This window comes from Pseudomonas sp. SK3(2021) (assembly GCF_016772375.1).
In the GTDB taxonomy this organism is placed as follows: Bacteria; Pseudomonadota; Gammaproteobacteria; order Pseudomonadales; family Pseudomonadaceae; genus Aquipseudomonas; species Aquipseudomonas chlororaphis_I.
Genome location: NZ_CP061943.1, coordinates 679,599 through 702,472, shown reverse-complemented (window position 1 = coordinate 702,472; position 22,874 = coordinate 679,599). Strand labels below are relative to the sequence as shown.

Genomic DNA, 22,874 nt, shown 5'->3' with positions numbered 1-22,874 from the left:
GTTGGCTGCCAAGAAAAAACCTGCACCCAAGCGTGGCGCCAGCCGTTACCAAGCTCCTGCAAAGCAACCGATCCCGGGTTGGTTGTGGATGGCCATCGGCCTGGCCGTGGGCGCCTTCATCGTGTTCCTGATGAAGCTGGAGCCAGGCAAGGGCGGTGACAGCGTCAAGCGCGAACGGCTGGAGCAACAGAAAACCACCAAGATCGCCGAGGCCAACAAGACCCCGCCGAGCCCACAGCAACCGGTGAAGCCGAAGTACGACTTCTATACCCTGCTGCCGGAATCGGAAGTGATAGTGCCGCCGGAAGCCGTACCGGAAAAAACCCTGCCCACGCCGCAGACCGCACCAGTGGTTCCGACCACCCCGGTGACCCCGGCTGAAGCGGCGAAGATCGACACCGCGCGGGCCCAGGCCGCCCTGGCCGGCATCACCCCGCCGCCCGCCCCACCCGTGGCCCAGGTGGCGAAGGCCGCGCCGGTGACCAAGTTCTTCCTGCAGGCCGGTTCGTTCCGCAAGCAGACCGATGCCGACAAGGTCCGCGCGCAGATCATCCTGTTGGGGCAATCGGTGTCCGTCGAGTCCGGCACCGTCAAGGACGAGACCTGGTACCGCGTACTGGTCGGCCCGTTCAGCAACCGCGAACAGCTGACCACCGCGCAGAAGCAACTGGCCGGCGCCGGCTTCAGCAACCTGCTGTTACAACAGCGCCAGAGCCGCTAAAGCGACCGATCGCGAGCAAGCTCGCTCCTACAAGGCCTGCGCCAGACCTGTAGGAGCGAGCTTGCTCGCGATGGCATCCTCATTGACACCGCCTCCCCGGCAGCAAAGACCGCTCGTCCCACAACCCCCGCCGCAGTTGAAAAACCCCACGCCACCCCCATATGAGTTTCCATCAGGGCATTTTCGCCCCGCAGCGTGGAGACTCTCCCCTTGACCACCATCGTTTCAGTCCGCCGCCACGGCAAAGTCGTCATGGGCGGCGACGGCCAGGTTTCCCTCGGCAACACCGTGATGAAAGGCAACGCGAAAAAGGTTCGTCGCCTGTATCACGGCCAGGTCATCGCCGGCTTCGCCGGGGCCACGGCAGACGCCTTCACTCTGTTCGAGCGTTTCGAAGGCCAGCTTGAGAAACATCAGGGGCACCTGGTGCGCGCCGCCGTCGAACTGGCCAAGGAATGGCGCACCGACCGCTCCCTCAGCCGCCTCGAAGCCATGCTCGCGGTCGCCAACAAGGACGCATCCTTGATCATCACCGGCAACGGTGACGTGGTCGAGCCGGAAGAAGGCCTGATCGCCATGGGCTCCGGTGGCGCCTACGCCCAGGCCGCGGCCAGCGCCCTGCTGAAGAAAACCGACCTGTCGGCCCGCGAAATCGTCGAAACCGCCTTGGGCATCGCCGGCGACATCTGCGTATTCACCAACCACACCCAGACCATTGAGGAACAGGATCTCGCGGAATAAGCCTGTTTCGGCCATCGCGCCACGGCATTCATTCTTGCTTGAGGACCGCCAATTACTATGCCCATGACTCCCCGCGAAATCGTCCACGAACTCAACCGCCATATCATCGGCCAGGACGATGCCAAGCGCGCCGTCGCCATCGCGCTGCGTAACCGCTGGCGCCGTATGCAGTTGCCTGAAGAGCTGCGTGTCGAAGTGACCCCGAAGAACATCCTGATGATCGGCCCGACCGGCGTCGGCAAGACCGAGATCGCCCGGCGCCTGGCCAAACTGGCCAACGCTCCGTTCATCAAGGTCGAAGCGACCAAGTTCACCGAAGTCGGTTATGTCGGCCGCGACGTCGAGTCCATCATCCGCGACCTGGCCGATGCCGCGATCAAACTGTTCCGCGAACAGGAAATGACCCGCGTGCGCCACCGCGCCGAAGACGCCGCCGAAGAACGCATCCTCGATGCCCTGCTGCCACCGGCACGCATGGGTTTCAGCAACGAGGACGCCGCCCCGGCCCAGGACTCCAACACCCGCCAGCTGTTCCGCAAGCGCCTGCGCGAAGGCCAGCTGGATGACAAGGAAATCGAGATCGAAGTGGCTGAAGTCAGCGGCGTCGACATTTCCGCGCCACCGGGCATGGAGGAGATGACCAACCAGTTGCAGAGTCTCTTCGCCAACATGGGCAAGGGCCAGCGCAAGAACCGCAAGCTCAAGATCAAGGACGCGCTCAAGCTGATCCGCGACGAAGAAGCCAGCCGCCTGGTCAACGACGAGGAACTCAAGGCCAAGGCCCTGGAAGCGGTCGAACAGCACGGCATCGTGTTCATCGACGAAATCGACAAGGTTGCCAAGCGCGGCAACTCCGGTGGCGTCGACGTCTCTCGCGAAGGTGTCCAGCGCGACCTGCTGCCGCTGATCGAGGGCTGCACCGTCAACACCAAGCTGGGCATGGTCAAGACCGACCACATCCTGTTCATCGCTTCCGGCGCGTTCCACCTGAGCAAGCCGAGCGACCTGGTGCCCGAGCTGCAAGGCCGCCTGCCGATCCGCGTCGAGCTCAAGGCGCTGTCGCCGGAAGACTTCGAGCGCATTCTCAGCGAGCCTCACGCCTCCCTGACCGAGCAATACCGCGAGCTGCTGAAAACCGAAGGCCTGGCCATCGAGTTCCAGGCGGACGGTATCAAGCGCCTGGCGGAGATCGCCTGGCAGGTCAACGAGAAGACCGAGAACATCGGCGCCCGTCGCCTGCATACCCTGCTCGAGCGCTTGCTCGAAGAGGTGTCGTTCAGCGCCGGCGACCTGGCCAGCGCCCACAACGAAGAGCCGATCCGCATCGACGCCGCCTACGTCAACAGCCACCTGGGCGAATTGGCGCAGAACGAAGACCTGTCCCGTTATATCCTGTAACGAGCACATCCCCGTGGCAGCGAGCAAGCTCGCCGCCGCGGGGATTCCTTGTACAGACGGACCGCAGGCTGCCCCATGACCACTCGACTTCCCACCGCCATCAACCTGCACAAAGCCTCGAAGACCCTGACGCTGACCTATGCGCCAGACGAGGTCTATCACCTGCCCGCCGAATTCCTGCGGGTGCACTCCCCCTCCGCCGAGGTCCAGGGCCACGGCAAACCCATCCTGCAATTTGGCAAGATCGGCGTCGGCCTGAGCAAGGTCGAACCGGCGGGCCAGTACGCACTGAAACTGACCTTCGACGACGGGCATGACAGCGGCCTGTTCACCTGGGACTACCTGTACCAGTTGGCAGTGCGCCAGGACGATCTGTGGAAGGATTATCTTGCCGAACTTCAAGCCGCCGGAAAGTCCCGCGACCCAAATGAATCTATCGTCAAGCTGATGCTCTAGATCAGACCTCTGACGCTTTAGAGGGCATTTTCTAGATTCATCTGTTTGAATGCTGGGCTGCATGGCCAACGATTGGCCTGCTTGCGAAAAAAATTAAACTCGGGTAACCAATGGAGCTGGCAAGTTCCCTGCAGTGTTCTCTGAACAAAAAAGCAGTAATGCAGAATCAACGGTCACCCGAGCAGTAGTACCTGGCATCTTTGCTGTGTGACTACACAGCAGGTCCGGTACTCGTCTCAGGACAATGGAGCGTCGTAGATGAGTAACAAGAATAACGATGACCTGAAACGCCAAGCCTCGGAAAACACTCTGGGCCTGAATCCTGTCATCGGTTTACGTCGGAAAGATCTGCTTACCTCTGCTCGTATGGTGCTGACCCAGGCCATCAAACAACCGCTGCACAGCGCCAAACATGTGGCCCATTTCGGCGTCGAATTGAAGAACGTGATATTCGGCAAATCGACGCTGCAACCGGAGAGCGATGACCGTCGCTTCAACGATCCGGCCTGGAGCCAGAACCCGCTGTACAAGCGTTATCTGCAAACCTACCTGGCGTGGCGCAAGGAACTTCACGACTGGATCGGCCATAGCAACCTCTCCGAACAGGACATCAGTCGCGGCCACTTCGTCATCAACCTGATGACCGAGGCCATGGCGCCGACCAACACCGCCGCCAACCCCGCGGCGGTCAAACGCTTCTTCGAGACCGGCGGCAAAAGCCTGCTCGACGGCCTCTCCCATCTGGCCAAGGACCTGGTGCACAACGGCGGCATGCCGAGCCAGGTCAACATGGACGCCTTCGAGATCGGCAAGAACCTGGGCACCAGTGAAGGCGCGGTGGTATTTCGCAACGACGTGCTGGAACTGATCCAGTACCGCCCGGTGACCGAGCAAGTGCACGAGCGCCCGCTGCTGGTGGTCCCGCCACAGATCAACAAGTTCTATGTCTTCGACCTGAGCCCGGACAAGAGCCTGGCGCGCTTCTGCCTGCGCAACGGCTTGCAGACCTTCATCGTCAGTTGGCGCAACCCGACCAAGGAGCAGCGCGAGTGGGGCCTGTCGACCTACATCGAAGCGCTGAAAGAAGCGGTCGACGTGGTCACCGCCATCACCGGCAGCAAGGATGTGAACATGCTCGGTGCCTGCTCCGGCGGCATCACCTGCACCGCGCTGCTGGGGCACTACGCGGCCCTGGGCGAGAAGAAGGTCAACGCCCTGACCCTGCTGGTCAGCGTGCTCGATACCACCCTCGATACCCAGGTGGCGCTGTTCGTCGACGAGCAGACCCTGGAAGCCGCCAAGCGTCATTCCTATCAGGCTGGCGTACTGGAAGGCCGGGACATGGCCAAGGTCTTCGCCTGGATGCGGCCCAACGACCTGATCTGGAACTACTGGGTGAACAACTACCTGCTGGGCAACGAGCCGCCGGTGTTCGACATCCTGTTCTGGAACAACGACACCACCCGGTTGCCCGCGGCCTTCCACGGCGACCTGATCGAAATGTTCAAAAACAATCCACTGATCCGCCCCAACGCACTGGAAGTGTGCGGTACGCCGATCGACCTGAAACAGGTCACCGCCGACATCTTCTCCCTGGCCGGTACCAACGACCACATCACCCCGTGGAAGTCCTGCTACAAGTCGGCCCAACTGTTCGGCGGCAAGGTCGAATTCGTCCTCTCCAGCAGCGGGCATATCCAGAGCATCCTCAACCCGCCGGGCAACCCCAAGTCGCGCTACATGACCAGCGACGAGATGCCGCCCAGCGCCGACGACTGGCAGGAAAACTCGACCAAGCACACTGACTCCTGGTGGCTGCATTGGCAGGCCTGGCAGGCGGAGCGCTCGGGCAAACTGAAAAAGACGCCGAGCATTCTCGGCAACAAGGCGTATCCAGCGGCCGAGGCGGCGCCGGGTACTTATGTCCATGAACGTTAACCGATAGCAGGCCTGTAGGGTCGAGCCGCTTGCGATCATCCTGCTGCGCAAGCGACTCTCTCCTGCAGGCAACGATTCCACCGACAGGGCCAAGGCATGCCTCAACCGTTCATTTTTCGCACCGTCGACCTGGATGGCCAGACCATCCGCACCGCGGTACGCCCAGGCAAGCCTCACTTGACACCCTTGCTGATCTTCAATGGTATCGGCGCCAACCTGGAGTTGGTGTTTCCATTCGTCCAGGCTCTGGACCCGGACCTGGAAGTCATCGCCTTCGACGTACCGGGCGTTGGTGGCTCATCGACACCGAGCCGACCCTACCGTTTTCCCGGACTGGCCAAGCTGACCACGCGCATGCTCGATTACCTCGACTATGGGCAGGTCAATGTGGTGGGTGTGTCCTGGGGCGGGGCACTGGCCCAGCAGTTCGCCTACGACTACCCCGAGCGCTGCAAGAAACTGGTGCTGGCCGCCACTGCCGCAGGCGCCGTCATGGTGCCGGGCAAACCCAAGGTGCTGTGGATGATGGCCAGCCCGCGGCGCTACATCCAGCCCTCCCATGTGATCCGCATCGCCCCCCTGATCTATGGCGGCTCGTTCCGCCGTGATCCCAACCTCGCCGCCGAACATGCCAGCAAGGTCCGCTCGGCGGGCAAGCTGGGCTACTACTGGCAATTGTTCGCCGGCCTTGGCTGGACCAGCATCCACTGGCTGCACAAGATCCACCAGCCGACCCTGATACTGGCTGGCGACGACGACCCGCTGATCCCGCTGATCAACATGCGCATGCTGGCGTGGCGAATTCCCAACGCCCAGCTGCACATCATCGACGACGGGCATCTGTTCCTGATTACCCGGGCCGAAGCCGTGGCGCCGATCATCATGAAATTCCTCGAGGAGGAACGGCAACGGGCAGTGATGCACCCGCATCCGACACCGTTCAGCGGTACATAGCAAAAAGCATCTGCCGACAGGATCGTCGCGCGCGCAGGATGGTCCAGGACCGACTATGGTGTTTGTCTTGGTGTGCTTGTTGATGGCTTGACGAAGGAGTGTTGAAGCATGCGAGACAAACCAACGGCGGGCTCGTTGCCCACGCCCGCTACCTACATCACAGCCCAGAGTGCCATCACCGGTCTGCGTGGCCGTGACCTGCTGTCGACCCTGCGCAGCGTGGCCACCTACGGCCTGCGCCACCCGGCGCACAGCGCCCGCCACGCCTTGGCGCTGGGTGGCCAATTGGGTCGTGTCCTGCTGGGGGAAACGCTGCACAAACCCAACCCCCAGGACAACCGGTTCTCCGATCCGACCTGGAGCCTGAACCCGTTTTACCGACGCGGCCTGCAGGCCTATCTGAGCTGGCAGAAACAAATCAAAAACTGGATCGACGACAGCGGCATGAGCGCGGACGACCGGGCCCGTGCGCACTTTGCCTTCAACCTGCTCAACGATGCGGTGGCACCGTCCAACACCCTGCTCAACCCACTGGCGATCAAGGAAATCTTCAACACCGGCGGCAACAGCGTGATCCGCGGCATCGGTCATCTGGTCGACGACCTGCTGCATAACAATGGCCTGCCCAGCCAGGTCACCAAACAGGCCTTCGAGGTTGGCAGGAACCTGGCCACCACCCCCGGTTCAGTGGTGTTTCGCAACGAACTGCTGGAACTGATCCAGTACAAGCCGATGAGCGAAAAACAGTACGCCCGGCCCCTGCTGATCGTGCCGCCACAGATCAACAAGTTCTATATCTTCGATCTCAGTCCCGCCAACAGCTTCGTGCAGTTCGCCCTGAAAAACGGCCTGCAGACTTTCATGATCAGCTGGCGCAATCCCGATGTCCGGCATCGCGAATGGGGCCTGTCGAGCTATGTCGAGGCCGTGGAGGAAGCCATGAATGTCTGCCGGGCGATCACCGGCAGTCGTGACGTGAACCTGATGGGTGCCTGTGCCGGCGGCCTGACCATTGCCGCCCTGCAAGGCCACCTGCAAGCCAAGCGACAACTGCGCCGGGTCTCCAGTTCCACCTACCTGGTCAGCCTGCTGGATAGCCAGATAGACAGTCCGGCGACCCTGTTCGCCGACGAACAGACCCTGGAGGCAGCCAAGCGCCGCTCCTATCAACGCGGCGTGCTCGACGGTCGCGACATGGCCAAGGTGTTCGCCTGGATGCGGCCCAACGACCTGATCTGGAATTACTGGGTCAACAACTACCTGCTGGGCAAGGAACCGCCGGCGTTCGACATCCTCTACTGGAACAACGACAACACCCGGCTGCCAGCTGCCTTTCATGGCGATCTGCTGGATTTCTTCAAGCACAACCCGATGAGTCATCCTGGTGGCCTGGAAGTGTGCGGCACGCCGATCGACCTGCAAAAAGTCACGGTCGACAGCTTCAGCGTTGCCGGAATCAACGACCACATCACCCCCTGGGATGCGGTGTATCGCTCAACCCTGCTGTTGGGCGGCGAAAAGCGCTTTGTACTGTCCAACAGCGGGCACGTGCAAAGCATCCTCAACCCGCCAAGCAACCCCAAGGCCAACTACGTCGAAAACGGCAAGCTCAGCAGCGACCCACGGGCCTGGTACTACGACGCCAAGCACGTCGACGGCAGTTGGTGGACGCAATGGCTGGAGTGGATCCAGCAGCGTTCCGGCGCCCAGCGCGAAACCCTGATGACCCTGGGTAACCAGAATTACCCACCGATGGAGGCGGCGCCTGGCACCTACGTGCGCGTCCGCTGAATTTCCCCGCGCCGCGGCCCGAAGGTCGCGGCCTGACTGAACAACCAAGAAGACTGGATGAAAACCCGCGACCGGATACTCGAATGTGCCCTGCAGCTGTTCAACCACAAGGGCGAACCCAATGTCTCGACCATGGAAGTTGCCAACGAAATGGGGATCAGCCCCGGCAACCTCTACTACCACTTTCACGGCAAGGAGCCGCTGGTCCTCGGGCTGTTCGAGCGTTTTCAGAATGAACTGGCGCCCCTGCTCGATCCGCCCGCGGATGTGCACCTGGCGCCCGAAGACTACTGGCTGTTCCTGCACCTGATCGTCGAGCGCCTGGCGCACTACCGTTTCCTGTTCCAGGACCTGTCCAACCTGGCCGGGCGCCTGCCGAAGCTGGCCAAGGGGATTCGCAACCTGCTCAACGCCCTGAAGCGCACCCTGGCCTCGCTGCTGGCCAGGCTCAAGGCGTCGGGGCAACTGGTCAGCGATACCCAGGCGCTGGGGCAACTGGTGGAACAGATCACCATGACCCTGCTGTTCTCACTGGACTATCAGCGCATCCTCGATCGCGAGGGAGAGGTACGAGTGGTGGTCTACCAGATCATGATGCTGGTGGCGCCGCACCTGCTGCCACCGGCGAAACTGGCCACCGAGCAGATGGCCCTGCGTTACCTCGACGAACACGATTGATCGGCACCGCAAACCCCCACAAACAAAAACGCCCGGCCTTTGCAGGCCGGGCGTTTTTTGTATGCCCCGAAAAACTCAGGACTGACTGGTTGGCGTCGCAGGTGCTGGCGCGGCAGTCGGGGTGACGGCAGGGCTTGGCGCCACTGCGGAGTTCGGAGGACTGACCGGTGCTGCCGGCTTGGCGGCAACCGCTGGCTTCGGCGCAGCGGCCTTGGGGGCTGCCGGTTTCTTCACTGCTGGTTTTTTCGCTACCGGTTTCGCAGCGGGTTTGGCGGCAGGTTTTGCCGCTGGCTTGGCAGCTACTGGCTTGGCGGCAGGTTTTGCAGCCGGCTTGGCCGCCGCAGTCTTGGCTGCAGGTTTCGCGGCGGGCTTGGCGGCGGGTTTGGCTGCCGCCTTGGCCGGAGCCTTGGCTGCCGGTTTGGCTGCGGCTTTAGCCAGAGGCTTGGCCGCTGCAGTCTTGGCCGCGATCGGAGCCACCTTGGCACCTGTGAGTTTTTCGATCTGTTTGGTCAGGGTGTCGACCTTGCTGTGCAGCGCCTTGACCTCATTGCGGCTAGGCACGCCCAGACGCGAAATGGCACTGTTCAAGCGCTTGTCGAATGCACCTTCCAGCTCGTCCCACTTGCCCAGCGCGCGGTCCTTGACGCCACTGATGCGCGATTTTGCCGAGCTCGCGGAATCCTTGGCGGCATCGACTTTCTTGCCGACAGCACTCTTGGTGAGCTTCTCGGCTTTCTCGCCATCCTTGACCAGCGACTCGAAAAGCTTGCTGCCGTCAGTGTCGATTTTCGAGTACACGCCTAAACCAGCAAGCCAGATTTTACGGGAGTAGTCTTCGACCTTCCCGATCCACGAGCTGCCTTCTTTTTCAGTATTCTTTTTACCAGCCATCCCGTTCTCCTTAATGTTTACGCGCGACACGTTCGAGCAATGCCGTCAGCTCATCGAGCTTAGCAGAGAGTGTCTCAACGTCATGTTTAGACGGAATGCCGATGCGATTCAAGGCACTTGCGACGCGCGTGTCAAAAGCCCTCTCGACTTTATCCAGCTGCACTTCGACTTTGCCCCTGAGACTGGTGACATCCCCCTTCACGCTATCAATCTGACTGTTGGCGGCCTCAAGTTGTTCAGTCACAACTTTTTTGCCTTTCTTTTCAACAGCTTGACCAGCCTTGACGAGCTCTTGAAAGTACTCGCTGCCTTCCTGGCCGACCTTGGTGTAGGCACCCAGGCCTGCCAGCCAGATCTTGCGGGCATAGGATTTGACTTCGCTCAGAGTGGTTGACGCAGAATCAACTTTTTTCTTCAGAATTGCTTTGGCCATGGTGCACCTCACGCGCAGAAGGTTTGAGGAACTGCCCGCAGGAAAGTGGGCTCAGGCACAAAGTAGTGAGAAAAATTAGAATCGGCACCCTAACCAATGTCATGAAAAAGGTGGCGGGTTATTGGAGATAACCGGCTCGCCAGCAATGTTTTTCCAGGTGTCATGACAACACCCAAGATCACCGGCAAGCCGACTTCGGAGAAAGCGACTCAGACCAGGGCTTTATCCAACGCCTTTTCGATTTCCGACTTGATCATGCCGCTCATGGCGGACATCAACAGGCCCAGCTCGACATCGACCCTGATCGAATCGTCGCCCACCTGCACCGCACCTTTGACCCCCGAACGCTTGAGGTTCAGGGTATCGCCGGACCACTGCGGCTCAAGGCCATACTGATCGGCCAGTTTCTGCGCCAACTGGTCAGCCTTTTCGCGGGCTGCTTCCTTACCCAGGCCGTGGGCACGCTCAACACTTATACGGGCCATCGAATGACTCCTGTTTTATCGGGACTTGCCTTGAGCGTCTTGAGCTGCGCTGCGTCAAAACGCCCCGGCGCTTCACTATCTTACATTCAGCCTTGCCAAGACAAAGACCGCCACCGGGATTAGAATGTCCCGCATTCTCTTTTGGTGACAGCGATATGACTGATCAGCGCAAAGGCAGCGATGCCGAACCCACCACTCACTTCGGCTTCAAAAACGTTCCGGAAAGCCAGAAGGCGGAAAAAGTCGCTGAGGTGTTCCACTCGGTGGCCGCCAAGTACGACCTGATGAACGACGTATTGTCCGGTGGCATGCATCGCCTGTGGAAACGCTTCACGATCGAATTGTCCGGCGTTCGCCCTGGCAATCGCGTGCTGGACATCGCCGGCGGCACCGGCGACCTGACCCGCAAGTTTTCCCATCTGGTGGGTCCTACCGGCCAGGTGGTGCTGGCCGATATCAACGCCTCCATGCTCAAGGTCGGTCGCGACCGCCTGCTCGACAAGGGCGTGGCCGGCAACATCGAGTTCGTTCAGGCCGACGCGGAAAAACTGCCGTTCCCGGACAACCATTTCGACGTCGTGACCATCGCCTTCGGTCTGCGCAACGTGACCCACAAGGAAGATGCCCTGCGCTCGATGCTGCGCGTACTCAAACCCGGTGGCCGCCTGCTGGTGCTGGAATTCTCCAAGCCGACCAACGCACTGATGTCCAAGGTCTACGACGCCTACTCGTTCGCCTTCATGCCACTGGCCGGCAAGCTGATCACCAACGACTCGGAAAGCTATCGCTACCTGGCCGAATCGATCCGCATGCACCCGAACCAGGAAACCCTGAAGTCGATGATGGTCGAGGCCGGTTTCGATCGCGTGACCTACCACAACATGACCGCGGGCATCGTCGCCCTGCACCGCGGCATCAAACCCTGATGTTGTTCAGCGGCCTGCTTGCCAGCGTCGAACACGGCCTCAACCGTGTACTGCGTCTCGACAGCACGGCTTTGCCACGCTTGCAGCATTTGAACGGCAAGGTCATCGCCGTCGATTGCCGCAGCCCGAACGTGCAGCTATTCGTGATTCCCGGCGATGAGGGCCTGACCCTTGCCGCGCATTGGGCCGCCGATGCCGACTGCACCCTGCGGGCGCCGGCCTCGAGCCTGGTGCGTCTGGCCCTGAGCCAGGACAAGACCTCGGTGCTGCACGGTCCCGAAGTCGAGCTGGAAGGCGACAGCGGCGTGCTGCTGGAACTGGCGGCCATCCTCCAGGACCTGGAGCTGGACTGGGAGTACGAACTCTCACGCTGGCTCGGTCCGGTGGCCACCCAGCTGTTCAGTGGCCATATACGCAGCCGCGCAGGCTGGTATCGCCAGGGTTTCGCCAGCCTGAACCAGAACCTCGCCGAGTACCTGGCCGAAGAGTCGCGCACCCTGGTGGGCCAACGCGAAGCCGAAGCCCGCTTCAGCGAGCTGGACCGGGCCAAGCTCGACCTGGAACGCCTCGAGGCGCGCTTCGAGCGCCTTTCCCGATCCCTTGACCCAAGCGATAACGCATGAAGCTGCTTGCCGTCCGCCGTTTGTTGCGCATCCAGCGCGTCGTGATCCGCTACCGCCTCGATGACCTGCTGTTCGCCCTGCCCCTGCCCTGGTTCCTCCTGGCGCTGCGCTACGCCTTGCCCTGGCGCTGGTTCCCACGCAAGCAACTGGAACTGAGCCGCGGTGCGCGCCTGCGCCTGGCCTTGCAGGACCTGGGGCCGATCTTCATCAAGTTCGGACAGATTCTCTCGACCCGTCGCGACCTGCTGCCCGAAGACATCGCCGATGAGTTGATGCTGCTGCAGGACCGCGTGCCGCCCTTCGACTCGAAGAAGTCGGTGACGCTGATCGAAGAGCAACTGGGCAAGAAAATCGGCGATGTGTTCAGCCGCTTCGATATCGAGCCCCTGGCCTCCGCCTCGGTGGCGCAAGTCCACGCCGCCCAGCTCAAGAGCGGCGAAGAAGTGGTGGTCAAGGTCATCCGCCCGGGCCTCAAGCCGGTCATCGCGCAGGATCTGGCCTGGCTGTTCATCCTCGCCCGCGCTGCCGAAAAGGTTTCAGCCGACGCCCGCCTGCTGCACCCGGTGGACGTAGTCAGCGATTACGAAAAGACCATCTACGACGAACTCGACCTGTTGCGCGAAGCGGCCAACGCCAGCCAGCTCAAGCGCAACTTCGAAGGCTCGCCGCTGCTCTACGTGCCGCAGGTCTACTGGGACTGGTGCCGGCCGAAAGTGCTGGTCATGGAACGTATCTACGGGATCCAGGTGACGGACCTGGCCACCCTCGCCGACCAGCGCACCGACATGAAAATGCTCGCCGAGCGTGGCGTGGAGATCTTCTTCACCCAGGTGTTCCGCGACAGCTTCTTCCACGCCGACATGCACCCGGGCAACATCTTCGTCAGCACCGTGCAGCCATGGAGCCCGCAGTACATCGCCATCGACTGTGGCATCGTCGGCAGCCTGACCCCGCAAGACCAGGACTACCTGGCGCGCAACCTGTTCGCGTTCTTCAAGCGCGATTACCGGCGCGTGGCGCAGTTGCACATCGATTCGGGCTGGGTGCCGGCGGAGACCAAACTCAACGAATTCGAAGCGGCGATCCGTACCGTGTGCGAGCCGATCTTCGAAAAACCGTTAAAAGATATTTCCTTCGGCCAGGTACTGATGCGCCTGTTCCAGACCGCTCGCCGCTTCAACATGGAAGTGCAGCCGCAGCTGGTGCTGCTGCAAAAGACCCTGCTGAACATCGAAGGCCTGGGCCGCCAGCTGTACCCGGAGCTGGACCTGTGGAACACCGCCCAGCCGTTCCTCGAACGCTGGATGCGCGAGCGTGTCAGCCCGAAAGCCTTGCTGGGCAACCTGCACAGCCAGGTCGAGCAACTGCCGCACCTGGCCAACATGACCCGCGACCTGCTCGAACGCATGTCCCAGCCCCATGCCCAGGACCCTTCACCGCCCTGGAAACGGCGCAAGGACGACTGGTTCCTGCGTCTTCTCGGCGCGGCGCACCTGGGCGGTGGCGCGATCCTCGCGGCCGGCGGACCGCTGAACGAACTGGGTCACTGGCCGGCCGGCATCATGATGGCCGTGGGCTTGTATCTGGTCGTGCGCCGATAGCCAGCCGGGCTAGCGGCTGGCACACTGTTTCTCATCGCCGAGGCTCGACGAGCATGTCGAGCCCTGTTGTCGGAGTCGAAGATGAAAGATTGGCTGGACGAGATCAAATGGGACGCTGACGGCCTGGTGCCGGCCATCGCCCAGGATCACAAGACCGGGCGCGTGCTGATGATGGCCTGGATGAACCGCGAGGCGCTGAGCCTGACCGCTGCCGAAAACCGTGCCATCTACTGGTCACGTTCGCGTGGCAAGCTATGGCGCAAGGGAGAAGAGTCCGGGCATGTGCAAAAGCTCCATGAAATGCGCCTGGACTGCGATGCCGACGTCATCATCCTGATGGTCGAACAGATCGGCGACATTGCCTGCCACACAGGCCGCCAGAGCTGCTTCTACCGCGTTTATGAAAACGGCGACTGGAAAACGGTCGACCCGGTACTCAAAGACCCGCACGCGATCTATCAAGCAGGACACTGAACATGAGCGATACCCTGACCCGTCTGGCCCAGGTGCTGGAAGAGCGCAAAGGCGCCGCCGCCGACACTTCCTATGTCGCCAGCCTGTACCACAAGGGCCTGAACAAGATTCTGGAAAAAGTCGGCGAGGAATCGGTGGAAACCATCATCGCCGCCAAGGACGCCGCCCACAGCGGCGACTGCAGCGATGTGATCTACGAAACCGCCGACCTGTGGTTCCACACCATGGTCATGCTGGCCCAGCTGGGCCAGCATCCGCAGGCCGTTCTCGATGAACTGGACCGGCGCTTCGGTTTGTCCGGACACGCCGAGAAAGCCTCGCGTCCGTCCGCCTGAACATCATTTAGAGAGGAAACGCAGCATGGGCATTTTTGACTGGAAACACTGGATCGTCATCCTGGTTGTCGTAGTGCTGGTGTTTGGCACCAAGAAACTGAAAAACCTCGGCACCGACGTCGGCGAATCGATCAAGGGCTTTCGCAAGGCCATGAACGACGACGAGAAACCCGCCGAGCCTGGCGTGCCACCGACCGCCCAGCCTGCTCCGCCGGTCCAGCCGCAAAGCGCTCCGCTGAACCAGCCGCACACCATCGACGTGCAGGCACAAAAAGTCGAAGAGCCGACCCGCAAAGACTCGTGAGCACTGACTAATGTTTGGTATCAGCTTCCCTGAACTGCTGCTCGTCGGACTGGTGGCCCTGCTGGTGCTCGGCCCCGAGCGCCTGCCGGGCGCCGCGCGCACCGCAGGCCTGTGGATCGGCCGTTTGAAGCGCAGCTTCAATGCGATCAAGCAGGAAGTTGAACGGGAAATCGGTGCCGATGAAATTCGTCGGCAACTGCACAACGAACACATTCTGTCGCTGGAACAGGAAGCGCGGAAGATCCTCAATCCGACCCAGCAACAGCCGACACCGGTCGAGCCCGTGGCCGAGCAGAGCCTGCATGCGCCCGTCGCGGCGCCTGAAACGCCAGCCAGCGCGACCACGGCCAGCCCCACTGCCGCAACCGCACCGGCCGAACCGGCTGCGCCCGTGACCACGCCTGTCACGCCAGCCCCCCACGACCCTACTTTGCCGCCGCGAGCCCCATGAGCGATATTCCGGAAAACGACCAACATATGCCGCTGGTGTCGCACCTCACCGAGTTGCGCACCCGGTTGCTGCGCTGCGTGGCGGCGATCTTCCTGATCTTCGGCGGGCTGTTCGCCTTCACCCAGCAGATCTACACCATCGTCTCCACGCCGCTGCGCCAATACCTGCCGGCGGGCGCAACGATGATCGCCACCGACGTGGCGTCGCCGTTCCTGACCCCGCTCAAGCTGACGATGATGGTCTCGCTGTTCCTGGCGATCCCGGTGATCCTGCACCAGATCTGGGGGTTCATCGCCCCCGGCCTGTACAAGCATGAAAAGCGCATCGCCGTACCGCTGCTGGTCTCCAGCATCCTGCTGTTCTACATCGGCATGGCCTTCGCCTACTTCCTGGTGTTCCCGCTGATCTTCAAGTTCTTCGCCGCGGCCACCCCGGCCGGCGTGGAAATGATGACCGACATCACCAGCTACCTCGACTTCGTCATGACCCTGTTCTTCGCCTTCGGCGTGGCGTTCGAGATCCCGGTGGCGGTGGTGCTGCTGGTGTGGATCGGCGTGGTCGACGTCGCCTACCTGAAGAAAATCCGCCCGTACGTGATCATCGGCTGCTTCGTGGTCGGCATGATCCTGACCCCGCCGGACATCTTCTCCCAGACCCTGCTGGCGGTACCGATGTGGCTGCTGTTCGAGATCGGCATCCTGTTCGGCAGCCTGATCAGCAAGCGTGGCGACCATCCGGACGACCAGCCGGCCGAAGACCACAACGACCAGCCGCCAGCGACCCAAGCGTGAACCTGCTGCTGCTCGAGGAGGCCGACTTCATCGCGGCCGACCGGGTGATCCTGCGCGATCGCCGCCTGACCCACATGCAGGAAGTCCATCGTGCCGCGGTGGGCGACAGCCTGCGGGTCGGCCGTATCGGCGGCCTGATGGGCTCGGCCGAGCTGCTGCGCCTGGAACCCGGGGAAGCCGAACTGCAAGTCAGCCTCGACCAGCCACCGCCAGCCAAGCTGCCCCTGACCCTGGTGCTGGCCCTGCCCCGCCCGAAAATGCTCCGCCGGGTGCTGCAAACCGTCGCCGCCATGGGCGTGCCCCGGCTGGTGCTGGTGAACAGCTACCGGGTCGAGAAAAGCTTCTGGCAAACGCCTTTCCTCGAACCCGAGGCGATTCGCGAGCAACTGATCCTCGGCCTGGAACAGGCCCGCGACAGCGTGCTGCCGGAAGTGATCATCGAAAAGCGCTTCAAACCCTTCGTCGAAGACCGCCTGCCGGCGCTGGTCGAAGGCACCCGCGGCCTGGTCGGCCATCCCGGCCAATACCCGGCCTGCCCTCGTGGCCTGGATGAGCCGGTGACCCTGGCCATCGGCCCGGAAGGTGGCTGGATCCCCTACGAAATCGACCTGCTGGGCAAGTCCGGCCTGCAACCGGTACAGCTCGGCGAGCGCATCCTGCGGGTCGAAACCGCTGTCACCGCCCTTCTCGCCCGCCTGTTCTAATTAATCCCCACTCCCGCAGGAGCGAGGTTTACCCGCGATGGCTGGGTACCTGACACGGCCCCATCGCGGGCAAGCCTCGCTCCTGCGCTTCAGATTTATTTGATGCAGCCGATAGGCTTTCTACAAAACCTATCAATCGCCCAAGGGAGTTCGCGGCATGTACCGTTGGTTAGCCCAGAGTCTGGGAAATGTGAGCGTCAACCTCAAACTCGGCGTTGGCTTCGGTCTGGTGCTGCTACTGACCCTGCTGATCACCGCGACCGGCTGGCTGGGCCTGGGCCATGTGATCGAGCGCGGCGACAAGCTGGGCTACATCTCCACCCTCAACGAGCGGACCAAGGACCTGCGCATCGCGCGCCTGGACTATGAAATGCGCCGTGGCGAGCAGGGTCCGGGGGCCGTCAGCGAGCTGCTGAGCAAGCTCGACGAAGGCTTGCAAACCGCGCGCAAGATGCTGGAAATGCCTGAAAGCATCGCCATGATCGACCAGCAGATCGCCGCCGTCAGCGAGTACAAGCTGGCCTTCGCCGACATGACCCGCGCCACCGCCAGCCGCGAAGCCGCCCGCGCCAAACTGGGCGCCACCGCCGATAACGCCGTGGCCCGGGTGGCCGAAGTGGAAAAATCCATGCTGCAGGGCGACAGCGTGGCGCAATTCAACAGCGTCATCGACCTGAGCAAGCTGATCCAGCAGGCGCGCTTCCAGGTCCGCGGCTACACCTACAGCGGTAAGGCCGAGGCCGAACAGCCGGCGCTGGACGCCATCGACAACGCCCTGAACAACCTTGCCAGCCTGCCGGCCAAGCTGCCGGAACAGCACCTGGCCAACCTGCAACAGGCCACCGATGCCCTCAAGGGCTATCGCTCCGCGGTCAGCGAGTTTCGCGACTCCCAGGTGGCCAGCGCCGCCGCGCTCAAGCGCATGGCGGCCCAGGGCGATCGCCTGATGGAAGTCAGCAAGCAACTGACCGCCGCGCAAACCCACAAACGCGACAGCGACGCCGCCCGGGCCAGGGGCACCCTGGCCATCGTCACCGCCCTGGCCCTGCTGTTCGGCCTGGCCGCCGCCTGGAGCATCACCCGGCAGATCGTCATTCCGCTGCGCCAGACCCTCAAGGTGGTCGAGCGTGTCGCCTCGGGCGATCTCAGCGAAAACCTGCAGGTCGAGCGTCGCGACGAACTTGGCCAGCTGCAACAGGCCATGCAACGCATGACCCTGAGCCTGCGCGAGCTGATCGGCGGCATCAGCGATGGCGTCACCCAGATTGCCAGCGCCGCCGAGCAACTGTCGGCGGTGACCGAGCAGACCAGCGCCGGGGTCAACAGCCAGAAAGTCGAGACCGACCAGGTCGCCACCGCCATGAATGAAATGGCCGCCACGGTCCAGGAAGTCGCGCGCAACGCCGAAGAAGCCTCGGAAGCCGCGGTCGCCGCCGATCTGCAGGCCCGCGAGGGCGACAAGGTGGTTGGCGAGGCGATCGCGCAGATCGAACGCCTGGCCGCCGAGGTCGGCAACTCCACCGCCGCCATGGGCCACCTGAAGCAGGAAAGCGACAAGATCGGCAGCGTGCTCGACGTGATCAAGTCGGTCGCCCAGCAGACCAACCTGCTGGCCCTCAACGCCGCCATCGAAGCCGCCCGCGCGGGCGAGGCCGGCCGCGGTTTTGCGGTGGTGGCCGACGAGGTGCGCAGCCTGGCGCAGCGCACCCAGAAGTCCACCGAAGAGATCGAGGAGCTGATCGTCGGCCTGCAGAACGGCACCCAGGAAGTGGCCAATATCATGGACAACAGTCGCGACCTGACCGACAGCAGTGTCGAACTGACCCGCCGGGCCGGTGGCTCGCTGGAAAACATCACCCGCACCGTCTCGGCGATCCAGGCGATGAACCAGCAGATCGCCGCCGCGGCCGAACAGCAGAGCGCGGTGGCCGAGGAAATCAACAGAAGCGTGCTGAACGTGCGCGACGTGTCCGAACAGACCTCGGCAGCCAGTGAGGAGACAGCGGCCTCCAGCGTCGAGCTGGCGCGCCTGGGGACCCATTTGCAGACCCTGGTCGGACGCTTCCGGGTCTGACCCAAGGCGGCTACCTCCTGTAGCCGCTGCCGCAGGCTGCGACCGACCCGGGCCGCGTTCGGAGTACGGTCGCAGCGATCTCATGGCCACCCTGTGTTCGGCTGGAGATCGGGAACCAAGGCCCTTCGGGCCTTATCGCAGCCTCGCGGGCTCGGCAGCGGCTACAGAACGTATTTCCAGGCGGATACCGGAAGGATTACAGGACCTGACGCAGGAACGCCTGGGCCCGCGGGTCCTGGGGCGCATCGAAGAACGCCGCTGGCGAGGCGTCTTCCAGCAATTTGCCATGATCGAAGAACAGCACCCGATCCGCCACTTCCCGGGCAAAGCCCATTTCGTGGGTCACGCAGACCATGGTCATGCCTTCCAGGGCCAGGGTTTTCATCACGTCCAGCACTTCGCCGACCATTTCCGGGTCCAGCGCCGAGGTCGGCTCGTCGAACAGCATGACCTTGGGCTCCATGGCCAGCGCCCGGGCGATGGCCACGCGCTGCTGCTGGCCGCCGGAGAGGCGCGACGGGAACTCGTTGGCCTTCTGCGCGATACCGACCTTCTCCAGCAACGCCAGGGCCTTGGCCTCACGCTCCTGCTTGCCGCGCTTGCGCACCACCTTCTGCGCCAGGCAAAGGTTTTCCAGCACGGTCATGTGCGGAAACAGGTTGAAATGCTGGAACACCATGCCAACTTCGCGGCGATAGGCATTCACATCGGTCTTCGGATCGGCCAGCTGCAAGCCGTCGATGCTCACCGAGCCGGAATCGAACTGCTCCAGGCCGTTGAGACAACGCAGGAAGGTCGACTTGCCGGAGCCGGACGGGCCGATCACCACCAGCACTTCGCCCTTGGCCACGCGGGTGGAGACGTTATCCACCGCGCGGACCACCTGGCCCCGGGTGTCGAAGACTTTTACCAGATCGCGGACTTCAATCACTTTGTGCGAGCCTCCGCTCAAGCCGGCTGGCCATCTTCGACAGCGGCAGGTTGATCAACAGGTACAGGGCCGCCACGCAGAACAGGATCTCGAACGGCGAGAACGAGGTGGTAATGACTTCACGCCCGCTCTTGAGCAGCTCGGTGATAGCGATCACCGATACCAGCGAGGTGTCTTTCACCAGGCTGATGAACTGCCCGGCCAGCGGTGGCAGCACGCGTTTGAAGGCCTGTGGCAGTACCACATGGCGCATCGACTGGCTGGCGTTCAGGCCCAGGGAGCGGGCCGCCTCATTCTGGCCACGGGCGATCGACTGAACGCCGGCACGGACGATTTCCGCCACGTAGGCACCGGTGAACAGCGAGAGCGCGGCGATCCCGGCGAACTCGCGGGACAGGTTCAGCACCGTGCCGATGAAGAAATAGAAAATGAAGATCTGCACCAGCAGCGGCGTGCCGCGCACCAGTTCGACGTAGAGGGTCGACAGGTCCCGCAGGGTCGGGTTGTTCGACAGCCGGCAAAGCCCGGTCGCCAGGCCGATGAACAAGCCCAATACCCCGGACACCACTGACAGCCATAAGGTGGTCCACAGCCCCAGCAGCAGCGGCCCGGCCGCCCAGTGACGGGTCACGCCGATCACATCGCCTTCGGCCACATCGTCGCCACGGGCGACTTGCAGGCTGTCCTCGTCGACCGTCAGCAGTTGCTCGCCGCCCGCGTCGTTGCGCAGCGTGACTTCGGCCTTGCCGCCTTTGCGCACCAGCTCGCTGACCGTGGAGATGTCCGCCGCCCGCTGCGATTCCTCGGCCTGGTAGGCGAAGTACTGCGGCACGCGGTTCCAGCGCCATTCGTAGGACATCAGCGAGGTGGCGTAGTACAACGCACCAGCCAGGCCGACCAGCACCAGCACGGTCAGCACGTGCCAGGGCCATTGGGCTTTTTTATGTTTGATCACTTTGCAGGTTCCAGCCGTTTGCAGCGGGGAGGTTCGATATTGCCGATCAGGACGCCATCGCGAGCCGGCTCGCTCCTTATCTGTTCTAGATCTGCCAGATTGGGTGTCGAGAGTCGGCATGGACGATCGCTAGCTCCTAGATTCAAACGATCGTGCTGTAGCAAGGTCTCCATGCCGATCTCTCCTCAACTACGCCCGTACAGTTGCTCGAGCCGACACTCGAAGATAAGGCTGGGCTGCCGAGGAGAACTCTCGACGTCTCAAGACTAGAGGAGATCATCATGGGTTGCATAGGCGCCGGTATCGATGTGAGCAAGGACACTTTGGATGTGAAGGTGGACAAACATGGACCACAACTACACACCTCCAATGATTCGGCAGGATGGCAGCAGGTGATTGCTTGGCTAACGCCATTCGCTCCTCAGCAAGTGGTCCTGGAAGCAACCGGTGGCTATGAGCTGCAAGCGTTGAAGGCGCTCTATGCCGCTGGCTTGCCCATGGTCAGAGTCAATCCTCGACAGGCTCGGGACTTTGCTCGTTCAACAGGCCAGTTGGCGAAAACCGACCGCCTGGATGCTTGCGTCCTTGCCCATATGGCAAGCGTCCTCAAGCTCAATCGCTATCAGCCCCCAAACGAAGAAACTCAGTTTCTGCACGCTTGTCATCGCCGCCGCCAGCAAGTGGTGCAAATGCTGGCGGCAGAAAAGCAGCGGCGACGCCTGACTGAGCAACCGGCCATGCGTTTAATGCTTGAACGCAATATCCAGCGCCTGGAAGCCGACCGAGACGAGCTGGACATGCACATTAGCGAGCAGCTCAAGGGGTCGGTACAGGCCCAGGTGGCCTCGGCGATCAAAGGTGTTGGCCCTGTTGTTCTCTCGACTCTTGTTTGTGACATGCCTGAGCTAGGCCACTTGAATCGCAAGGCGATTGCCAAGCTCTACGGTGTAGCGCCACTTGCCAAAGATAGCGGCAGGTCCCATGGGCGACGGATTACCTGGGGTGGTCGGGCCAATCCGCGAGCGATGATCTACATGGCGGCTTTGAGTGCGGTTCGCTATGACCCGGTGCTCAAAACGTTTTACGAGGGGCTGGTTGGTCGGGGCAAACCAAAGAAGCTGGCGCTGGTCGCTGCCATGCGCAAGCTCATCACAATTCTGAACGCGCGAATGCGCGAAGCCTTCCAGGCTTCTGCGCAAATCACGTGAGAAACACAGTTGCTACAGCGATTGCGTGAATCCGTAGGAGCGAGGCTTGCCCGCGAATGGGGCGACTCGGTCTGTCTGAGCGAGTGTTATTCCATGTCCTTGAGCCATTCGGTGCTCTTGAACCACTTGTCATGGATACGATCGTAGGTGCCGTCTTCGTGGATCTGGTGCAGGAAGTTGTTGATGAAGTTGAGGCTGTCGTAGTCCCCCTTCTTCAGGCCGAATGCCAGGGGCTCGTAGGTGAACGGCTTGTCGAGGAACGTAAGCTTGCCGTTGCCGACCTTGCTCAGCGCCACCACGTTGTACGGGGCGTCGTAGATAAAGGCGTCGGCCTTGCCGTTGACCACGTCGAGCACGGCTTCCTGCTCGTTGTCGTAACCGTGGTACTTGGCCTTGGCGATCAGCTTCTTGGCGACCATTTCGCCGGTGGTGCCCAGCTTGGAGGTGATGCGGTAGTCGGCGGTGTTCAGGTCTTTATAGGACTTGATGGTGCCTTCCAGCTCCTTGCGGATCAGCAGGGTCTGGCCGACCACGATGAAGGGTTCGCTGAAGTTCAGGCGCAGGTTGCGTTCCTGGGTCAGGGTCATGCCGCTGCCGATCATGTCGAACTTGTCGGTCAACAGGGCCGGGATGATGCCATCGTAACCGGTGGAAACCAGCTCGAGCTTGACGCCCATGGCCTTGGTCATGGCCTTGAGGATATCGACCTCGAAACCGATGATCTCGCCGCGCTTGTTGGTCATCTCGAACGGCATGTAGGTCGGGTCCATGCCGACTTTCAGCGTGCCACGCTTGACCGCATCATCGATGGCGCCCGCCTGGGCTGCATTGACCGCCACCATTGCCGTGACGCCGAGCAGCAGCATCGAAAGATACTTCTTCATCTTCAAGTCCCCTGAACCCATTTTATTGTGAGGCGAACCCGCGACAGGTTTTCCCTGGAAAACCGACGGATACGGGCACCAGGAATGCCCGCTCGCAGCAATTCGGGGTGCGATGCTAACTCACCCG

At 62.0% G+C, this 22,874-nt stretch carries 25 protein-coding genes and 1 pseudogene; 20 read left to right on the top strand and 6 right to left on the bottom strand.

The window, feature by feature from the left end:
- The first annotated feature begins 1 nt into the window (after nucleotide 1).
- From IF690_RS03180 to IF690_RS03145, 8 genes are all read left to right on the top strand, one after another.
- Entirely contained in the window at nucleotides 2-721 is a 720-nt protein-coding gene (locus tag IF690_RS03180; protein WP_180923812.1) for an SPOR domain-containing protein, read from the top strand.
- A 210-nt stretch (nucleotides 722-931) separates the two neighbouring features.
- Nucleotides 932-1,462 (top strand): ATP-dependent protease subunit HslV, encoded by a 531-nt coding sequence (gene hslV, locus IF690_RS03175; RefSeq protein WP_202698804.1) that lies wholly within the window; start codon nucleotides 932-934, stop codon nucleotides 1,460-1,462.
- 57 nt (nucleotides 1,463-1,519) lie between these two features.
- Nucleotides 1,520-2,860, top strand: coding sequence for an ATP-dependent protease ATPase subunit HslU (hslU, locus tag IF690_RS03170; protein WP_202698803.1), 1,341 nt, complete (start codon nucleotides 1,520-1,522; stop codon nucleotides 2,858-2,860).
- A 75-nt stretch (nucleotides 2,861-2,935) separates the two neighbouring features.
- Nucleotides 2,936-3,316 carry a gamma-butyrobetaine hydroxylase family protein gene (locus tag IF690_RS03165; protein ID WP_202698802.1) on the top strand — a complete coding sequence of 127 codons (381 nt, stop codon included), beginning with the start codon at nucleotides 2,936-2,938 and terminating at the stop codon, nucleotides 3,314-3,316.
- 258 nt (nucleotides 3,317-3,574) lie between these two features.
- Nucleotides 3,575-5,254: a class II poly(R)-hydroxyalkanoic acid synthase gene (gene phaC, locus IF690_RS03160; RefSeq protein WP_202698801.1), complete on the top strand. Its 1,680-nt coding sequence runs from the start codon at nucleotides 3,575-3,577 to the stop codon at nucleotides 5,252-5,254.
- 96 nt (nucleotides 5,255-5,350) lie between these two features.
- Nucleotides 5,351-6,208, top strand: coding sequence for a poly(3-hydroxyalkanoate) depolymerase (gene phaZ / locus IF690_RS03155; protein WP_202698800.1), 858 nt, complete (start codon nucleotides 5,351-5,353; stop codon nucleotides 6,206-6,208).
- A gap of 108 nt (nucleotides 6,209-6,316) precedes the next feature.
- On the top strand, nucleotides 6,317-7,999 hold the full coding sequence (gene phaC / locus IF690_RS03150; RefSeq protein ID WP_202698799.1) for a class II poly(R)-hydroxyalkanoic acid synthase: 1,683 nt from the start codon (nucleotides 6,317-6,319) through the stop codon (nucleotides 7,997-7,999).
- A gap of 57 nt (nucleotides 8,000-8,056) precedes the next feature.
- Complete coding sequence (locus tag IF690_RS03145; RefSeq protein WP_009041811.1) at nucleotides 8,057-8,677, top strand: TetR/AcrR family transcriptional regulator; 621 nt, start codon at nucleotides 8,057-8,059, stop codon at nucleotides 8,675-8,677.
- Between the two features lie 75 nt (nucleotides 8,678-8,752).
- Here the strand turns inward: IF690_RS03145 and IF690_RS03140 are convergent, their stop codons facing one another.
- The 3 genes from IF690_RS03140 to IF690_RS03130 all read right to left on the bottom strand — a co-directional run bounded on the left by IF690_RS03140 (nucleotide 8,753) and on the right by IF690_RS03130 (nucleotide 10,486).
- Nucleotides 8,753-9,568, bottom strand: coding sequence for a phasin family protein (locus IF690_RS03140; RefSeq protein ID WP_202698798.1), 816 nt, complete (start codon nucleotides 9,566-9,568; stop codon nucleotides 8,753-8,755).
- A gap of 10 nt (nucleotides 9,569-9,578) precedes the next feature.
- On the bottom strand, nucleotides 9,579-10,001 hold the full coding sequence (locus IF690_RS03135; RefSeq protein ID WP_202698797.1) for a phasin family protein: 423 nt from the start codon (nucleotides 9,999-10,001) through the stop codon (nucleotides 9,579-9,581).
- 209 nt (nucleotides 10,002-10,210) lie between these two features.
- Nucleotides 10,211-10,486 (bottom strand): polyhydroxyalkanoic acid system family protein, encoded by a 276-nt coding sequence (locus IF690_RS03130; protein ID WP_007925878.1) that lies wholly within the window; start codon nucleotides 10,484-10,486, stop codon nucleotides 10,211-10,213.
- Between the two features lie 155 nt (nucleotides 10,487-10,641).
- On the opposite strand from IF690_RS03130, the gene ubiE reads away from it, so the two are divergent.
- From ubiE to IF690_RS29225, 11 genes and pseudogenes are all read left to right on the top strand, one after another.
- Entirely contained in the window at nucleotides 10,642-11,412 is a 771-nt protein-coding gene (ubiE, locus tag IF690_RS03125) for a bifunctional demethylmenaquinone methyltransferase/2-methoxy-6-polyprenyl-1,4-benzoquinol methylase UbiE (RefSeq protein WP_007925879.1), read from the top strand.
- Nucleotides 11,412-12,035, top strand: a complete 624-nt coding sequence (locus tag IF690_RS03120; protein ID WP_202698796.1) for a ubiquinone biosynthesis accessory factor UbiJ — start codon at nucleotides 11,412-11,414, stop codon at nucleotides 12,033-12,035. The genes ubiE and IF690_RS03120 overlap by 1 nt, the downstream gene beginning before the upstream one ends.
- Nucleotides 12,032-13,636: a ubiquinone biosynthesis regulatory protein kinase UbiB gene (ubiB, locus tag IF690_RS03115; RefSeq protein WP_202698795.1), complete on the top strand. Its 1,605-nt coding sequence runs from the start codon at nucleotides 12,032-12,034 to the stop codon at nucleotides 13,634-13,636. Before IF690_RS03120 ends, ubiB begins: the two co-directional genes overlap by 4 nt.
- Before the next feature lie 81 nt (nucleotides 13,637-13,717).
- On the top strand, nucleotides 13,718-14,110 hold the full coding sequence (hisI, locus tag IF690_RS03110) for a phosphoribosyl-AMP cyclohydrolase (RefSeq protein WP_007925882.1): 393 nt from the start codon (nucleotides 13,718-13,720) through the stop codon (nucleotides 14,108-14,110).
- 2 nt (nucleotides 14,111-14,112) lie between these two features.
- The gene (locus tag IF690_RS03105; RefSeq protein ID WP_007925883.1) at nucleotides 14,113-14,445 is read left to right on the top strand and encodes a phosphoribosyl-ATP diphosphatase; all 333 of its coding nucleotides are present in this window, start codon (nucleotides 14,113-14,115) and stop codon (nucleotides 14,443-14,445) included.
- A 25-nt stretch (nucleotides 14,446-14,470) separates the two neighbouring features.
- Nucleotides 14,471-14,749 carry a twin-arginine translocase TatA/TatE family subunit gene (locus tag IF690_RS03100; protein WP_007925884.1) on the top strand — a complete coding sequence of 93 codons (279 nt, stop codon included), beginning with the start codon at nucleotides 14,471-14,473 and terminating at the stop codon, nucleotides 14,747-14,749.
- Between the two features lie 10 nt (nucleotides 14,750-14,759).
- Nucleotides 14,760-15,200 (top strand): Sec-independent protein translocase protein TatB, encoded by a 441-nt coding sequence (tatB, locus tag IF690_RS03095; RefSeq protein ID WP_202698794.1) that lies wholly within the window; start codon nucleotides 14,760-14,762, stop codon nucleotides 15,198-15,200.
- Nucleotides 15,197-15,991 (top strand): twin-arginine translocase subunit TatC, encoded by a 795-nt coding sequence (tatC, locus tag IF690_RS03090; protein ID WP_009046579.1) that lies wholly within the window; start codon nucleotides 15,197-15,199, stop codon nucleotides 15,989-15,991. The genes tatB and tatC overlap by 4 nt, the downstream gene beginning before the upstream one ends.
- Nucleotides 15,988-16,695 (top strand): 16S rRNA (uracil(1498)-N(3))-methyltransferase, encoded by a 708-nt coding sequence (locus IF690_RS03085; RefSeq protein ID WP_202698793.1) that lies wholly within the window; start codon nucleotides 15,988-15,990, stop codon nucleotides 16,693-16,695. Before tatC ends, IF690_RS03085 begins: the two co-directional genes overlap by 4 nt.
- 157 nt (nucleotides 16,696-16,852) lie before the next feature.
- Nucleotides 16,853-17,914 (top strand): annotated as a pseudogene (locus IF690_RS29230) (methyl-accepting chemotaxis protein); the annotation flags it as partial.
- Nucleotides 17,897-18,769: a methyl-accepting chemotaxis protein gene (locus IF690_RS29225; protein WP_502710174.1), complete on the top strand. Its 873-nt coding sequence runs from the start codon at nucleotides 17,897-17,899 to the stop codon at nucleotides 18,767-18,769. The pseudogene IF690_RS29230 and the gene IF690_RS29225, both read left to right, overlap by 18 nt.
- Before the next feature lie 196 nt (nucleotides 18,770-18,965).
- On the opposite strand, the gene IF690_RS03075 is transcribed toward IF690_RS29225, so the two are convergent.
- A complete protein-coding gene (locus IF690_RS03075; RefSeq protein WP_202698791.1) occupies nucleotides 18,966-19,700 on the bottom strand; it encodes an amino acid ABC transporter ATP-binding protein in 735 nt (244 codons plus the stop codon).
- On the bottom strand, nucleotides 19,693-20,652 hold the full coding sequence (locus IF690_RS03070) for an amino acid ABC transporter permease (protein ID WP_502710173.1): 960 nt from the start codon (nucleotides 20,650-20,652) through the stop codon (nucleotides 19,693-19,695). The genes IF690_RS03075 and IF690_RS03070 overlap by 8 nt, the downstream gene beginning before the upstream one ends.
- A gap of 284 nt (nucleotides 20,653-20,936) precedes the next feature.
- Here IF690_RS03070 and IF690_RS03065 point away from each other — a divergent pair, with 284 nt between their 5' ends.
- Complete coding sequence (locus IF690_RS03065) at nucleotides 20,937-21,863, top strand: IS110 family RNA-guided transposase (RefSeq protein WP_202698460.1); 927 nt, start codon at nucleotides 20,937-20,939, stop codon at nucleotides 21,861-21,863.
- An 86-nt stretch (nucleotides 21,864-21,949) separates the two neighbouring features.
- Here IF690_RS03065 and IF690_RS03060 read toward each other — a convergent pair whose 3' ends face one another.
- Nucleotides 21,950-22,747, bottom strand: coding sequence for a transporter substrate-binding domain-containing protein (locus IF690_RS03060; RefSeq protein WP_016704434.1), 798 nt, complete (start codon nucleotides 22,745-22,747; stop codon nucleotides 21,950-21,952).
- Nucleotides 22,748-22,874: the final 127 nt, after the last annotated feature.

Bases quoted from the DNA above. Each gene is read 5' to 3' on its own strand.
- phaC (WP_202698801.1), top strand. From the start codon at position 3,575: ATGAGTAACAAGAATAACGATGACCTGAAACGCCAAGCCTCGGAAAAC.
- ubiB (WP_202698795.1), top strand. From the start codon at position 12,032: ATGAAGCTGCTTGCCGTCCGCCGTTTGTTGCGCATCCAGCGCGTCGTG.
- ubiE (WP_007925879.1), top strand. From the start codon at position 10,642: ATGACTGATCAGCGCAAAGGCAGCGATGCCGAACCCACCACTCACTTC.
- IF690_RS03060 (WP_016704434.1), bottom strand. From the start codon at position 22,747: ATGAAGAAGTATCTTTCGATGCTGCTGCTCGGCGTCACGGCAATGGTG.
- phaC (WP_202698799.1), top strand. From the start codon at position 6,317: ATGCGAGACAAACCAACGGCGGGCTCGTTGCCCACGCCCGCTACCTAC.
- IF690_RS03140 (WP_202698798.1), bottom strand. From the start codon at position 9,568: ATGGCTGGTAAAAAGAATACTGAAAAAGAAGGCAGCTCGTGGATCGGG.
- IF690_RS03065 (WP_202698460.1), top strand. From the start codon at position 20,937: ATGGGTTGCATAGGCGCCGGTATCGATGTGAGCAAGGACACTTTGGAT.
- IF690_RS03105 (WP_007925883.1), top strand. From the start codon at position 14,113: ATGAGCGATACCCTGACCCGTCTGGCCCAGGTGCTGGAAGAGCGCAAA.
- hslU (WP_202698803.1), top strand. From the start codon at position 1,520: ATGCCCATGACTCCCCGCGAAATCGTCCACGAACTCAACCGCCATATC.
- IF690_RS29225 (WP_502710174.1), top strand. From the start codon at position 17,897: ATGCAACGCATGACCCTGAGCCTGCGCGAGCTGATCGGCGGCATCAGC.
- IF690_RS03145 (WP_009041811.1), top strand. From the start codon at position 8,057: ATGAAAACCCGCGACCGGATACTCGAATGTGCCCTGCAGCTGTTCAAC.
- phaZ (WP_202698800.1), top strand. From the start codon at position 5,351: ATGCCTCAACCGTTCATTTTTCGCACCGTCGACCTGGATGGCCAGACC.
- IF690_RS03100 (WP_007925884.1), top strand. From the start codon at position 14,471: ATGGGCATTTTTGACTGGAAACACTGGATCGTCATCCTGGTTGTCGTA.
- IF690_RS03135 (WP_202698797.1), bottom strand. From the start codon at position 10,001: ATGGCCAAAGCAATTCTGAAGAAAAAAGTTGATTCTGCGTCAACCACT.
- IF690_RS03165 (WP_202698802.1), top strand. From the start codon at position 2,936: ATGACCACTCGACTTCCCACCGCCATCAACCTGCACAAAGCCTCGAAG.
- hisI (WP_007925882.1), top strand. From the start codon at position 13,718: ATGAAAGATTGGCTGGACGAGATCAAATGGGACGCTGACGGCCTGGTG.
- tatC (WP_009046579.1), top strand. From the start codon at position 15,197: ATGAGCGATATTCCGGAAAACGACCAACATATGCCGCTGGTGTCGCAC.
- IF690_RS03120 (WP_202698796.1), top strand. From the start codon at position 11,412: ATGTTGTTCAGCGGCCTGCTTGCCAGCGTCGAACACGGCCTCAACCGT.
- tatB (WP_202698794.1), top strand. From the start codon at position 14,760: ATGTTTGGTATCAGCTTCCCTGAACTGCTGCTCGTCGGACTGGTGGCC.
- IF690_RS03130 (WP_007925878.1), bottom strand. From the start codon at position 10,486: ATGGCCCGTATAAGTGTTGAGCGTGCCCACGGCCTGGGTAAGGAAGCA.